The following is a 13,349-nucleotide window of genomic DNA, read 5'->3' on the forward strand; positions in this document are numbered from 1 at the left end:
CGGGGAGGACGAGACGGGCCCACGGCCCGGGGGAGGAACCGAGGAGGCGCGACCTAGCCCGGCAGGACGACTCGCGAGCAGCGCGCGACGTAGGGCACACGGATCAGGTCGACCCCGCGGGTGTCCGGGTGCGTGTCGAGCAACCGCTCGACGTCGCGCAGCAGGGCCGCGCGGTCGTCGGACGAGAGCGTGATGACGTAGCTGCGCGACGCGATCATCGCGAGGAACTCGTCCCGCCCCAGCTCGTGCACCCACGCCACGTCGTGACGCTCCAGGGTGCCGAACGGCGCGCCGACGACCGGGGCGTCCGATCCCATGTCGCGCTCGCGCGGCTGGTGCATGACGCGGCTGAGCTCGGACACCCACGGCACCGACTCGTCGCGGATGTTCCAGATCAGGCCGAGCGTGCCGCCGGGACGCAGCACACGGGCGATCTCGGGCACGGCGCGGTCGGGGTCCACCCAGTGCCAGGCCTGCGCGACGAGGACGGCATCGGCCGTTCCGTCCGCGAGGGGGATGCTCTCGGCGGACCCCGCGACCGACCTCGCCCCGGGGACGACCTGCTCGAGGGTGGCGCGCATGCCGGGCGAGGGCTCGACGGCCGTCACCGACGGAGCGCGGTCGAGCAGCAGGCGGGTGAGCTTGCCGGTGCCGGCCCCCAGGTCGACCACGTGACAGGCGCCCTCGGGCAGCAGCCAGTCGACGGCCTCGAGGGGGTACGACGGGCGACCCCTCTCGTAGACGTCGGCGGCCAGCCCGAACGAGGCGGCGAGGTCGGAATCGGGTCGTGCGGGGTCGAAGCCGTGGGCGGCCGGGTCGAACCCCTCCTGGATTGGTTGATGTGTCACCGGAACACTGTCGCACGTCATGATCCGTCACACACCCTGTGTTACGACGGCCTCGGGCGCAGCATGGACGGGATGACTTCCGCGCTGCCTCCGACCCCCTCGACCGCGCCTTCGACCCGAGCGCTGCGGGTCGTCGCCGTGTCGGGCACCCTCAGCACGCCGTCCAAGACCGACGCCCTCGTCCACGAGATCGTCACGGCGCTCGGCGACGTCCTGCCGATCGAGGCGCACGTGATCCGCGTCAGCGAACTCGGTCCGCTCCTCGCCGGCGCACTCACCCGCGACCAGCTCGACGAGCGGGTCGAGCGCGAGCTGGTCGCCATCGAGACCGCCGACCTGCTGATCGCCGCCTCGCCCGTGTACCGCGCCTCCTTCACCGGGCTCTTCAAGCACCTGTTCGACTTCGTCGAGCAGTACGCGCTCGTCGACGTGCCCGTTCTGCTCGCCGCGACGGGCGGAAGCGAACGCCACGCGCTGATCATCGAGCACTCGCTGCGGCCGCTGTTCGGGTTCTTCCAGGCGCTGACGCTGCCGCTCGGCGTGTACGCGCACACGACCGACTTCACGGCGACCGGAGGCGCGGAGAAGTACGCGGTCACGGCGCCCCTGCTGCAGGAGCGCATCCGCCACGCGATCCAGCGCGGCCTGCCCCTGATCCGGTCGAGCATCGCCGAGAAGGGGCGCATCGAGCGGAGCCTCGACGGCGGCGGCACGGAGGACGGCCTGTCGGTCGACGACCTGCGAGCGAGCGAGTTCGACGCGTCGACCCCGACACGGCTGTTCAGCTGACCTCGCGACCCGAAGGCGGGGCAGCCGCCCAGGATGCTCGTGGGTATCGTGGGTGTCGTGAGCACCGACCCGACGCCCCGTGACCCGACCGTCGCCCGAGCCGGCATCCGCGACAGCGAGGCGCAACGCCTGCTGGGCCTGCTGCCCTCCGGGGTCCTGCCGGGACGAGCCACCCGGTGGGTGGCCGACGGCGTCGACGACCCGTCGGTGCTCGCGCTCGCCGAGGCGTCGACCACCACCGACGACGACCGCGAGGCGCTGCTCGCCCGGGCCGCCACCGACCTGGGCCTCGGCTTCGACTCGGTGCGTGAGGCACGGGCCCACCACGGCCAGAAGGTCGTCGAGTCGATGACCGCCTCGTCGGCTCCGAACGACGCGCTGGGCTTCTCCAACAGCTTCACCGACACCATCGAGGAGTCGGTGCGCGACAGCATCGCCCGCCTCTTCAAGCCCCGCGGCTGAGCTCGCACCCCGTCGTCGACGCGACCGCGTCGAGGAGGCGCGGTTCCGGTCGTCGCCGGCACCGCGCCTCCTGAGGGTCGCCCGTGGGTCAGGCCTTGCCGACCTCGAGTTCGACGACGGCCCACGAGAGGGCGGGCAGGCGCAGGCGCGCGGTGCCGCCGTCGACCGTGACGCCGGTGAGCGGGACGAGCCCCACCGTGTCCTGCGCGTTCTCGGTGTTCGACGAGAACCGATCGCCGCCCTCGGGCACGGCGAGCACCTCGGCCCGGGTGACGCGTGCGCCGCTGAAGCCGCGCAGGGCGACCTCGACGTCGGCGGCCTCGTCGAGGCCACGGTTGGCGAGGAAGAACGCGACCGTGCCGGCTTCTTCGTCGTACGTGGCGCTGACGTCGACCAGATCGGCGTCACCGTACTTGTCGGTGTCGACCTTGTCGCTCGTGACGAGCGTGCGCAGGATCTGCCCGGTCGCGAGGGCGGCCATGCGGGCGAACGGCCAGAAGATCGACTGACGCCAGGCGGGTCCGCCGGCCTCGCTGCGGATCGGCGCGATGACGTTGACGAGCTGCGCCTGGTTGGCGATCTTGACCCGGTCGCCGTGACGCAGCAGCGAGTTCAAGAACGTGCCGACCACGACCGCGTCGGTGACGTTGTACTGGTCCTCGATCAGGCGCGGGTGCTCGCGCCAGCCCTTCGACACGTTGTGCGGCTGGTCGTCGCTGTCGAGACCGGTCTGGTACCAGACGTTCCACTCGTCGAACGAGATGTCGACCTGCTTCGTGTGCTTCCCGGCGGCCTTGACCCCGTCGATCGTCGAGACGACCTCCTCGATGAAGGCGTCCATGTCGACGGCGGTCGCGAGGAAGCTCTTCGCGTCGCCGTCGTGCTCCTGGTAGTAGGCGTGCATCGACACGTAGTCGACCTCGTCGTAGGCGTGCGTGAGCACCTCGTGTTCCCAGGTGCCGAAGGTCGGCATGCCGCGGCCCGAGCTGCCGACCGCGACCAGCTCGATGGAGTCGTCGACGAACTTCATGGCCTTGGCGGCCTCCTGCGCGAGGCGACCGTACTCGGTGGCGGTCTTGTGTCCGATCTGCCACGGGCCGTCGAGCTCGTTGCCGAGGCACCAGAGCTTGATGTCGAAGGGGTCCTTCGCGCCGTTGGCGATGCGGCGGTCGCTCAATGCCGTCCCACCGGGGTGGTTGGCGTACTCGACCAGCTCACGGGCGGCATCGACGCCTCGGGTGCCGAGGTTGACGGCCTCCATCACCTCGGTGCCGGCGAGCTTCGACCAGGCGACGAACTCGTGCAGGCCGAAGGCGTTCGTCTCGACGGTGTGCCAGGCGCCGTCGAGGCGACGCGGGCGCTGGTCGACCGGCCCGACGCCGTCCTCCCAGTTGTACCCCGAGACGAAGTTGCCGCCGGGGTAGCGGATGACGGTGGCACCGAGCTCCTTGGTCAGGTCGAGGACGTCCTGGCGGAAGCCGTTCTCGTCGGCGGTGGGGTGGCCCGGCTCGTAGATGCCGGTGTAGACGCAGCGGCCCATGTGCTCGACGAACGAGCCGAACAGGCGGCGCGGGACCGGGCCGATGGTGAATTCGCGGTCGACGGTGATGCGGGCGGTGGACATGAGTCTCCTAGGTGAGGGGATCGGCGTGCGGGGGACGGGGACGAGGGGCGGGGACGAGGAGGCGCGGGCCGGCGGACCGGGCGGGTCACTGGCCCCCGAATCCGGTGGTCGAGATGCCCTTGATGATCTGCCGTTGGAAGAACAGGAACACGAGGATCAGCGGCAGGGCGGCGAGGACCGCGGCGGCCATGTTCTGCGCGTACTGGATGCCGTAGGCGCTCTCGATGGTCTGCAGGCCGACGGGCAGGGTGAGCAGCGACGCGTCGTTCGTGACGATGAACGGCCAGAGGAAGTTGTTCCATGCGCCGATGAACACGAAGATCGACACCGCGCCGAGGATGGGGCGCGACAGGGGCAGCAGGATCGTGAAGAACACCCGGATGCGTCCGGCGCCGTCGACGCGGGCGGCGTCCTCGAGCTCGATCGGCACCTGGTCGAAGAACTTCTTCAGCACGAACACCATGGCGGGCGCGATCGCCTGCGGCAGGATGATGCCCCAGTAGGTGTCGACCATGTCGAAGGCGAGCATCTGGTAGAACAACGGCACGATCAGCACCTGCGGGGGGATGATGATCGACGCGATCGTCGCCACATACAGCCACTTCTTGCCCCGGAAGTCGAGGCGAGAGAACGCGTAGGCGACGAGGGCCGAGGTGGCCACGACGATCAGCGTGATGACGACCGACGTGAACAGGCTGTTGAACAGCCACACCGGGATGTTGCCCTGTTCGAGCACCCCGCGGTAGGCGTCGAGCGTGAAACCGCCGGCGGGGATCCAGGTCTGCGGTGTCGCCGCCGCGTCGGTCTCGCTCTTGAACGAGGTGGCGAGCGACCACAGGAACGGCAACAGCCAGAGGACGGCGAGGACGGCCAGGATGATCACGCTCACCACGGCCATCGGGCCGAAGGGCTTCTGGCCGGGCTTGTGACCCTTCCGGCCGCGGTCGGCGGTGGGGGCGCGGAGCTCGGACGTGGGGGCGACGGCGGGGGCGGTCATTTCTGGGCTCCCTTGCGGTTGCGGGCCGTGATGCTGAACTGCGCGATCGAGATGACGACGATGACCGCGAAGAAGATGTACGAGATCGCCGACGAGTACCCGAAGCGGTAGCCGGTGAACCCGGTGTCGAAGATGTACTGCACGGCCGAGCGGGTGCTGCCCGCCGGGCCGCCGGTGGTCATCTGGTAGATCTGGTCGAACACCTTCAGCGACGCGAGCACCTGCAAGATGACGATCAGTCCCGTGGTCGGTCCCAGTTGCGGGATGGTGATCGACAGCAGTGACCGCCAGCGCCCGGCGCCGTCGAGGGACGCGGCCTCGTACTGCTGGTCGGGGATGTTCTGCAACGCCGCGAGGTACAACAAGAAGTTGAAACCGACCGTCCACCAGACCGTGGTCGCGACCACGGCGATCATGGCGGTGTCGGGGTCCTGCAACCAGGCGGGCTGCGGCAGTCCGAGCGTGCCGAGGACGTTGTTGATCGGGCCGAGGGTCGGACTGTAGAGCTGGATCCAGAACAGCGAGACCACCGTCGAGGCGAGCAGGTACGGCAGGAAGAAGCTCAGCCGCCAGAGCCACTGGCCGGGCAGCCCGGTGTTGACGAGGATCGCGAGCACGAGGGCGACGACGACGAGGGGGATCGTGCTGAGCACGGTGAACCAGAGCGTGTTGAGCATCGAGCGCCACATGTCGCCGTCGGCGAAGGCCTCGGCGTAGTTCGCCACGCCGATCAGCTCGCCGCCCTGGCCGGTCAGGCTCTGGCCGGTGAAGCTGAGGTAGAAGCCGTGCAGCAGCGGCCAGACCAGGAAGACCGCGAAGAGCACGGTGAACGGGGCGGCGAAACCCCACCCGATGCGGTTGTCGGACGGGCCCTTGCGCCTGCGGGAGGCGCGGCTCCGGTCCGTCGCGCGGGTGTCGGACCGCGCGCGGTCGGCGGTGGCCCGGGGGGCCTTGACCGTGGTGGAGGTCACAGATCGACTCCTTCGTCGTCGTGATGGTCGGGTCGTGCGGAAGGGGTGGCGGGTGCAGCCGGGCGTGTGGGCCAGCCGGGTCTCGCCGCGGTGACGGAGGGGCGCACGGTGGTCACACCGGTGCCGGGCGGGACAGCTGCGTGTTCACGCGCTCGACGAACCGACGCATGCCGTCGGCGGCGTCGTCCTTGGCGAGGATCACCGACTGGATCGAGTCGAGGAAGTACGTCTGGAAGTCCGACCCCGACCCGGTGAACCACGCGGGCGGGTCGTAGTTGAGGTAGTCGGCCGCCTCGGCGTAGTTCGCCTGCGGTCGCAGCTCGGCGTACTCGGGGCTCTCGATGATGGGCAGGTAGGCGGGGATGTGCCCGGCGGCCGCCCACGAGATGGAGTCCTTCAGGATGGTCGAGACCATCTTGTAGACGTCTTCGCGCTTGACGTCGTCGACCTCGCTCTGTCGCGGCAGCACGAACGCGTGCGAGTCGGCGTAGACCGCCGGCGTGCCGAAGAGCGTCGGGATGATGCTGCCGTCGAACGGGATGCCGGCGTTCTCGGCGCTGGGGACCTCCCACACGCCGGTGAAGAGCATGCCGCTCTCGCCGCTGACGAACTCGGCGATGCCCGACTGGATGTCGCTCGCCGTGGCCATCGCCGTGCCGTCGGTGAGCTGCTGCATGAACTCGAGTGCCGTGACGGCGGCCTGCTCGTCGTACTCGACCGTGCCGCCCTCGCGGAGGACCATGTCGGCCCCCTGCTGCTTGTAGAACGTGTAGAACATCCGCCACAGTTGGGCGCCGTCGTTCAGGTAGCCCCACGAGGCTCCGTGTTTGCCGGTCACCTGCTGCATGGCGTTCGCCACCTCGAGGAACTGCTCGGGGCTGGTGATCTCGACGAGCTTGCCGTCGGGACCGAGGGCGCCCGCCTGCGCGGCGACGTCGGTGTTGTACAACAAGATGAACGGGTGCGAGTCGAGCGCGACCGAGTAGAGGTCGTCCCCGCTGAAGCCCTTCTGCCAGACCGCCTCGGCGAAGTCCTGCTCGCGGACGCCGTAGGACGCGAGCTTGTCGACGTCCCACGGGTCGAGCAGGCCGCCGGGGGCGTACCCGGGCACGCGGGACGCGTGCATGATCGCGACATCGGGGGCGCGGCCGCCGGCCGAGGCCATCGCGAGCTTCGTGTAGTACGGCGTGCCCCAGGCGAGCACGGTCTGCGTCGCGTGGAATTCGGGGTTCTGCTCGTTGGCCTGATCGATGAGCGCCGACATCTTGATGCCGTCACCGCCACTCAGCAGGTGCCAGAACTTCAGCTGGGCGACGTCCGTGCCCGAGCCGGTCACGGCCCCGGGTGCACAGCCGGAGAGGCCCGTGGCGACGAACGCCCCGCCGACGAGGGCTGCCGAGCCGAGCAACATGCTGCGGCGACTGAGGCCTCGGGGGGTGGCGGTGTCGCGGGTGGTGCCCGGTCGCGGTGCCGGGGTCGTCCGATGGTTCTCGGTCATCTTCACTCCTTTGTGATGCGTGACGAGAGTGACTATTCCATCGTTGTAACGGATGCGCAAGGGGAACCGGCGCACCGCCAGGGTGACCTCAGGATCGGGTGCGGGTGCCGCTGCTGGCGCGCACCACGATCTCGTGCGGGATCAGCACGAGCTCGGCAGCGCCCTGACGGTCGGCGATGCGGGCCGCGAGCAGCTCGAGGGTGCGGTCGACGAAGAGGCGCTTGTCGAAGGTGACGGTCGTCAGAGGGGGTACGGAGAACCTCCCGTCGACGATGTCGTCGAAGCCGGCGACCGCGACGTCGTGGGGGACGCGGAGGCCCGCCGAGGTCAGCGCGCTGACGGCACCGATGGCGAGCGAGTCGGTGAAGCAGAAGATCGCGTCGGGCCGGTCGCCGCGATCGACGGCCGCTCGGACGACCGAGAAGGCGTCGGCCGAGGTCCATTCGGGGCAGGAGTACTGCAGCGATCGGTCGACGGGCAGGCCGGCCTCGGCCATGGCCTGCTCGAAGCCACGGGTGCGGGCCCGCGCCGTGGCGGTGTCGAACTCACCGGCCGAGTCGCCCAGGGTCGCGATGCGACGGTGCCCGGCGCCGATCAGGTGGGCGGTCATGTCGCGGGCGGCGGCGACGCTGTCGACCCGCACCTGGTCGACCAAGGTCTGCTCGACCTCGCCGATCACGACGACGGGCGGTAGCGAGTCGGCGGCCGCGCCGGTGCCGGCCGAGGACAGGGCGCTGGCGTCGAGCGTGATCGGGTTGAGCACCAGGCCGTCGACGAGGTGCTCCTTGCCCCGAGAGAGCAGCTCGCCCTCGCGCTCGGGACGTGAACCCGTCTGCTCGAGCTGGATCGACCAGCCCCGCTCGTGCGCCTGCTCGACGAACCAGTGGGTCATCTCGGCGCTGTAGGGAGTGCTGAGGTCGGGGAAGGCCAGTGCGATCGACCCGCTGCGCCCGGTGCGCAGACCGCGTGCGCTGAGGTTCGGCACGTAGTCGAGCTCGGCGAGCGCGCTCTCGACCCGGTGCCGGGTGTCGGGCCGGACGAACACGACGCCGTTGATGACGTTCGAGACGGTCTTCGGCGACACCCTGGCGAGTGCCGCCACGTCCTTCACCGTCGCGCGCATGCGTTCAGGTTAGTGGCGGCGGGCGCTCAGGCGGAGGCGAGGACCTTGACGATGCGCTGCAGCGAGACGCTCTCGCTCGGGCGCAGGTCTTGGGCGAACAGGCTGAGGCGGAACTCCTCGAGCATCCACCGGGCGCGGACCACCGCAGGAGGCGCGGTGTCGGCCGGCGGGAACGTCCCGCCCGCGGCCTCGTACCGCTCGGTCGCCTGCTGCACCTCGCTCAGCCAGACGCGGTCCCGCCCGGGGTTCTCGAGCAGTTTCGCCGTGCGATTCGTGATACCCACCAGGTACACCGGGACGCGGTGCAGCTGCTGGAGCCCCGTCTGCGACACGAAGCCCGGACGGATCAGCCGGTCACGTTGCTGCCGCATGTCGGTCAACGCGGCGAGCAGGGTCATCGACGTCGCGCCCTTGAGCGCCTTGTCGGCGTCGCGGGCCGCGGTCAGGGTGCGGGCGACGAGCGACACCGTCTGGAACATCTGGTCCATCACGGCCCCCGACACCCGGTCGCGGGTCGAGAGGAACTCCTTCTTGGTCATCACCATGCCGTCGGGCTTCACCCGGAACAACACGTCGTCGACGACCGCCACGAGGCAGTCCGCGAAGAGCGCCGACGTGTTCTGGTACGGGCTCGTCGCGAGGATCAGCTTCTCGGCGCTCGTCAGGTGCTGCTGCACGTAGGCCACGGGCGACGGGGTCGCCAGCATCAGCAGGCGCCGCACGCCCTTCGGTGTCGCGAGGGCCTGGTCGGCGGGCGTGGCCATCAAGGTGATCGAGACCGAGTCGCCGTGGTCGACCAGCGCCGGGTACGCGCGGATCACCGTGTCGCCGTGGCGGGTGTCGACGACGGCGGGGAGCTCGTCGAAGTCCCAGGACGTCAGCCCTTCTCGCTCGATCGAGCTGGTGGGGCGGGGCGCGACGGGCGAGCTGTCGCCACCCGCGCCTCCTCGTCCGCGACCCCGGCCGCGCTCGTCTCGCCCGCCGCGCTGCGTGACGCGCGCGACGCTGTCGCGCGTGGCGTCGCGCAGCCGGTGCTGCAGCGCGTCGAGGTCTTTGTCGGCCCCGACCGTGCGGCCCCGCTCGTCGACCACGGCGTACGTGACCCGCAGGTGCGCGGGAACACGGTGCAGGTCGAAGTCGTCGGTCGAGACGGGCGTGTAGGTGAGCTTCTTGATCGCCGCGGCCACGGTCGCCGTGAACGGCTCGCCGACGTCGGCCGGCGGGGCGTCGGGCAGCTCGTCGGTGATCTTCGACGCCCAGTCGGCCGCGGGCACGACGTTCTTGCGGATCTGCTTCGGCAACGACTTGATCAGCGACGTGACCAGTTCGTCGCGCAACCCCGGCACCTGCCAGTCGAACCCGACCGGACGGAGGCGCGGCAACAGCGGCAACGGGACGATGACGGTCACGCCGTCGTCGTCGGCTCCCGGCTCGAACTTGTAGCGCAGGGTGAGCGTCTGGTCGCCCTGTCGCCACGTGCTCGGGAAACCCTGTTCGTCGACGTCGGGTTCGTCGTCGCCCAGCAGGTCGGAGGCGGTCATGGTGAGCAGGTCGGGGGTGTCGACCTTCGCCCTGCGCCACCACCCCTCGAAGTCGCGCATGCTGGCGATGTCGGCCGGGATGCGCCGCTGGAAGAATTCGAACGCGGCGTCGCCGTCGACCAGGATGTCGCGGCGGCGCGTGCGCTCCTCGACCTCGGTCAGATCGCGGATCAGCTGCCGGTTCTTCTCTTCGAAGGCCTGGTGCCCCTCCCAGTCACCTTCGACGAGCGCGTGTCGGATGAACAGCTCGCGGGCGTAGGCGGGGTCGATGCGCGAGAACTGGATGCGCCGACGCTCGACGATCGGCACGCCGTAGAGCGTGACGCGTTCGTAGGCGACGACGGCCCCCTGCTTCTTCTCCCAGTGGGGCTCGCCGTAGCTGCGCTTCACCAGGTCGGGTGCGAGCGGTTCGGCCCAGGCCGGGTCGATCGATCCGGCGACCCGGGCGAACAGGCGGCTGGTCTCGACCAGCTCGGCGGTCATCACGGCCGCCGGCGGCTTCTTCGCGAGGCTGCTCCCCGGGAAGATCAGGAACCTCGTCTGGCGGGCGCCGACGAAGTCCTTCTTCTGCGGGTCGAAGAGACCGATCTGGCTGAGCAGACCGGCCAGCAGGCTGCGGTGCACGCCGTCGGGGTTCGCGCTGCGCTCACCGATGTGCAGGCCGAGGGGCCTGGCCGCACGGCTGAGCTGGCGGTAGACGTCCTGCCACTCGCGGATGCGCAGGTAGTTGAGGAACTCGTCGCGGCACAGGCGCTTGAAGGCGTTGCCGCTGAGCTCTCTCTGCTTGTCCTCGAGGTACTCGAACAGGTTGAGCAGCGTGAGGAAGTCACCCTTGGGGTCGCGGAAGCGCGAGTGCTTCTCGTCGGCCTGGGCACGTCGCTCGAGCGGGCGCTCGCGGGGGTCTTGAATGCTCAGTGCCGAGACGATGGCGAGCACCTCGCGCGTCGTGCCCTGCGTCTTCGACTCGACCACCATGCGGGCGAGGCGCGGATCGATCGGCAGTCGCGTGAGCTGCTTGCCGACGCGCGTGATCTGGCCGCCCTGGGTGACGGCTCCGAGCTCGCGCAGCAGGTCGAGACCGTCCTTGATGCCGCGGGAGTCGGGTGGTTGCAGGAACGGGAACGCGGCGATGTCGCCGAGGTTGAGCGAGATCATCTGCAGGATCACCGCGGCGAGGTTGGTCCGCAGGATCTCGGGCTCGGTGAACTCGGGACGCTTCTCGAAGTCGGTCTCGCTGTAGAGGCGGATCGCGATGCCGCTGCTCGTACGACCGGAGCGACCGGACCGCTGGTTCGCGCTGGCTTGCGAGATGGCCTCGATCGGCAGGCGTTGCACCTTGGCCCGGGTCGAGTACCGGCTGATGCGTGCGGTGCCGGCGTCGATCACGTACTTGATGCCGGGCACGGTCAGGCTGGTCTCGGCGACGTTGGTCGCGAGGACGATGCGCCTCCGGGTGCCGGCGGTCGTGCTGGGCTGGAAGACCCGGTGCTGGTCGGCGGCGCTCAACCGGCCGTAGAGCGGCAACACCTCGGTGTGCGGCAGGTTGCGGCCGCGGATGCTCTCTTCCGCGTCGCGGATCTCGTTCTCGCCGCTGAGGAAGACGAGGACGTCGCCGCTCGACTCGCGCGCGAGCTCGTCGAGGGCCTCGTTGATGCCCTGCAGGTAGTCCTTGTCGTCGGCGCGCTGCCTGCGGTCGCCGCCCCGCGCCTCCTGCCGGTCGCCCTGTCGACCCGCGGGGCGGTCGTCGTCGTCGAGGTCGCCGTCGTCGTCGCTCGTGGAGTCGTCGGCGACGAGCGGTCGGTAGCGGATCTCGACCGGGTAGGTGCGGCCGGAGACCTCGACGATGGGCGCGTCGCCGAAGTGCTTCGAGAACGACTCCGGGTCGATCGTCGCGCTGGTGATGATCAGCTTGAGATCGGGGCGTCGGGGCAGCAGCTGCTTGAGGTAGCCGAGCAGGAAGTCGATGGCGAGGCTGCGCTCGTGGGCCTCGTCGATGATGATCGTGTCGTAGCGCTCGAGCTCGCGGTCGAAGTGGATCTCGTTGAGCAGGATGCCGTCGGTCATCAGCTTGATCTGCGTGTCGGCACCGACCTTGTCGGTGAACCGCACCTGGTAGCCGACCACGCCGCCGACCTCGTCCCCGAGTTCTTCGGCGATGCGTTCGCTGATCGTGCGGGCGGCGATGCGACGGGGTTGGGTGTGCCCGATCTTGGTGCGTCCGAGTTCGAGGCAGATCTTCGGCAGCTGGGTGGTCTTGCCCGAGCCGGTGGCGCCCGCGACGATGACGACCTGGTTGTCACGGATCGCCGCGGCGATGTCGTCGCGCCTCTGGCTGACCGGCAGCTCGGCGGGATACGTGATGGTGGGGATCATGAGCCCTCCATCGTAAGCCGCCCGGGCCGGGCGGTGCGCGCACGTCGTGTCGCCCCCAGCGAGGTCCCTACGGCCGTGGTGCACAGGCTTGCCGGGGGACGAGAAGACACGGGTCGGTCAGGCGTCATCGTCGCCTCATGCCGACACGCCTCTCGCCTCGCACACGCGACCAGCTCTGCTGCCGCCTTCCTGAGCCGCACGCCCGGGCTCGCCCTCCGCGGTTCGCTTCTGCACATGATCCTCACGGCTGGACCGCCACCATGCGTCTCTCTTTCCCTGATCCGGTAGGTGACGGATCAAGAGGTGTCGATCCGGTAGGTGACGGATCAAGAGGTGTCGATCCGGTAGGTGACGGATCGAGAGGTGTCGATCCGGTAGGTGACGGATCGGGAGGTGTCGATCCGGTAGGTGACGGATCGGGAGGTGTCGATCCGGTAGGTGACGGATCAGCAGATGAGCGAACAGCGGTCCCGGCCGTGCCGGGGTACCGCGCGTGCGATCTGCGGCGGGAATTCTCGGTGACGTCGACGAGGGGCGTGCGACCGTGAGCAAACGCGCGATGGACCCTCTGGCCGTCCTGGCGAACCCAGCCCGGCAATACCTCGTGTACTTGCTCTGCACGGGCGAGACGACCTCGGGCGACCTCGCGACCATGGCCTACGACTCGTACGGCATCGGCTGGTCGTCGGTCTCCGAGCACCTGTCCGTCCTGCACGATTCGGGATTCGTCGACGTTCTGGTCGACGGCCCGAGGCGCTGGTACCGCCTGCGGGACGACTGGTGGAATCGGGTCGACGACTCGCTCTCCGAATTGCTCGCTGCCTGGCGCGATCACGCTGCCACCCGTGAGCTCGGCTTCGGTGCCGACGTCTTCGCGGCCCGGGCCCGGCGCGGCATGCTGCCGGCACCCGGTGACGCCTTCACCGGGCAGAGCCACGCACGGCGGTCGACCGCCCGGGGGCGACGGGGCAAGAACCAGAGCGAACTGGGCGTCGGACGCAGCCACTGGTCCGAGTACGCCGACGGCAGCTACGGCCTCGACTGACGAAGCACAGGAGGCGCGGGCTGGGCGGGTCACCGGGTGTCGCGTCGTAGGATCGCGACAGACTGCACGTCAACGGAG

Annotated in this window: 10 protein-coding genes; 3 read left to right on the forward strand and 7 right to left on the reverse strand. The window is 69.7% G+C overall.

Annotated features, from left to right (window positions below; all coding sequences use genetic code 11):
- Window positions 1-53 precede the first annotated feature (53 nt).
- Window positions 54-848: a class I SAM-dependent methyltransferase gene (locus tag HRF36_RS10370; RefSeq protein ID WP_371740108.1), complete on the reverse strand. Its 795-nt coding sequence runs from the start codon at window positions 846-848 to the stop codon at window positions 54-56.
- 72 nt (window positions 849-920) lie between these two features.
- On the opposite strand from HRF36_RS10370, the gene msuE reads away from it, so the two are divergent.
- Window positions 921-1,637 carry an FMN reductase gene (msuE, locus tag HRF36_RS10375; protein ID WP_173209492.1) on the forward strand — a complete coding sequence of 239 codons (717 nt, stop codon included), beginning with the start codon at window positions 921-923 and terminating at the stop codon, window positions 1,635-1,637.
- A gap of 57 nt (window positions 1,638-1,694) precedes the next feature.
- On the forward strand, window positions 1,695-2,099 hold the full coding sequence (locus HRF36_RS10380; protein ID WP_173209494.1) for a hypothetical protein: 405 nt from the start codon (window positions 1,695-1,697) through the stop codon (window positions 2,097-2,099).
- Window positions 2,100-2,187: 88 nt separating this feature from the next.
- Here HRF36_RS10380 and HRF36_RS10385 read toward each other — a convergent pair whose 3' ends face one another.
- From HRF36_RS10385 to hrpA, 6 genes are all read right to left on the reverse strand, one after another.
- Window positions 2,188-3,723: an alpha-N-arabinofuranosidase gene (locus tag HRF36_RS10385; protein ID WP_173209496.1), complete on the reverse strand. Its 1,536-nt coding sequence runs from the start codon at window positions 3,721-3,723 to the stop codon at window positions 2,188-2,190.
- Between the two features lie 85 nt (window positions 3,724-3,808).
- A complete protein-coding gene (locus HRF36_RS10390; protein ID WP_173209499.1) occupies window positions 3,809-4,720 on the reverse strand; it encodes a carbohydrate ABC transporter permease in 912 nt (303 codons plus the stop codon).
- On the reverse strand, window positions 4,717-5,691 hold the full coding sequence (locus HRF36_RS10395) for a carbohydrate ABC transporter permease (RefSeq protein ID WP_173209501.1): 975 nt from the start codon (window positions 5,689-5,691) through the stop codon (window positions 4,717-4,719). Before HRF36_RS10395 ends, HRF36_RS10390 begins: the two co-directional genes overlap by 4 nt.
- A 112-nt stretch (window positions 5,692-5,803) precedes the next feature.
- Complete coding sequence (locus HRF36_RS10400) at window positions 5,804-7,189, reverse strand: extracellular solute-binding protein (RefSeq protein ID WP_173209503.1); 1,386 nt, start codon at window positions 7,187-7,189, stop codon at window positions 5,804-5,806.
- An 88-nt stretch (window positions 7,190-7,277) separates the two neighbouring features.
- Window positions 7,278-8,312 carry a LacI family DNA-binding transcriptional regulator gene (locus tag HRF36_RS10405; RefSeq protein ID WP_173209505.1) on the reverse strand — a complete coding sequence of 345 codons (1,035 nt, stop codon included), beginning with the start codon at window positions 8,310-8,312 and terminating at the stop codon, window positions 7,278-7,280.
- A gap of 26 nt (window positions 8,313-8,338) precedes the next feature.
- The gene (hrpA, locus tag HRF36_RS10410; RefSeq protein WP_173209507.1) at window positions 8,339-12,226 is read right to left on the reverse strand and encodes an ATP-dependent RNA helicase HrpA; all 3,888 of its coding nucleotides are present in this window, start codon (window positions 12,224-12,226) and stop codon (window positions 8,339-8,341) included.
- 544 nt (window positions 12,227-12,770) lie between these two features.
- Between hrpA and HRF36_RS10415 the strand changes: the two genes are divergently transcribed.
- Window positions 12,771-13,271 (forward strand): ArsR family transcriptional regulator, encoded by a 501-nt coding sequence (locus HRF36_RS10415; protein ID WP_173209509.1) that lies wholly within the window; start codon window positions 12,771-12,773, stop codon window positions 13,269-13,271.
- The last annotated feature ends 78 nt before the right edge of the window (window positions 13,272-13,349 follow it).

The organism is Frigoribacterium sp. VKM Ac-2836, from assembly GCF_013248995.1.
Taxonomy (GTDB): Bacteria; Actinomycetota; Actinomycetes; order Actinomycetales; family Microbacteriaceae; genus Frigoribacterium.

Bases quoted from the DNA above. Each gene is read 5' to 3' on its own strand.
- msuE (WP_173209492.1), top strand. From the start codon at position 921: ATGACTTCCGCGCTGCCTCCGACCCCCTCGACCGCGCCTTCGACCCGA.
- HRF36_RS10385 (WP_173209496.1), bottom strand. From the start codon at position 3,723: ATGTCCACCGCCCGCATCACCGTCGACCGCGAATTCACCATCGGCCCG.
- HRF36_RS10390 (WP_173209499.1), bottom strand. From the start codon at position 4,720: ATGACCGCCCCCGCCGTCGCCCCCACGTCCGAGCTCCGCGCCCCCACC.
- HRF36_RS10400 (WP_173209503.1), bottom strand. From the start codon at position 7,189: ATGACCGAGAACCATCGGACGACCCCGGCACCGCGACCGGGCACCACC.
- HRF36_RS10405 (WP_173209505.1), bottom strand. From the start codon at position 8,312: ATGCGCGCGACGGTGAAGGACGTGGCGGCACTCGCCAGGGTGTCGCCG.
- hrpA (WP_173209507.1), bottom strand. From the start codon at position 12,226: ATGATCCCCACCATCACGTATCCCGCCGAGCTGCCGGTCAGCCAGAGG.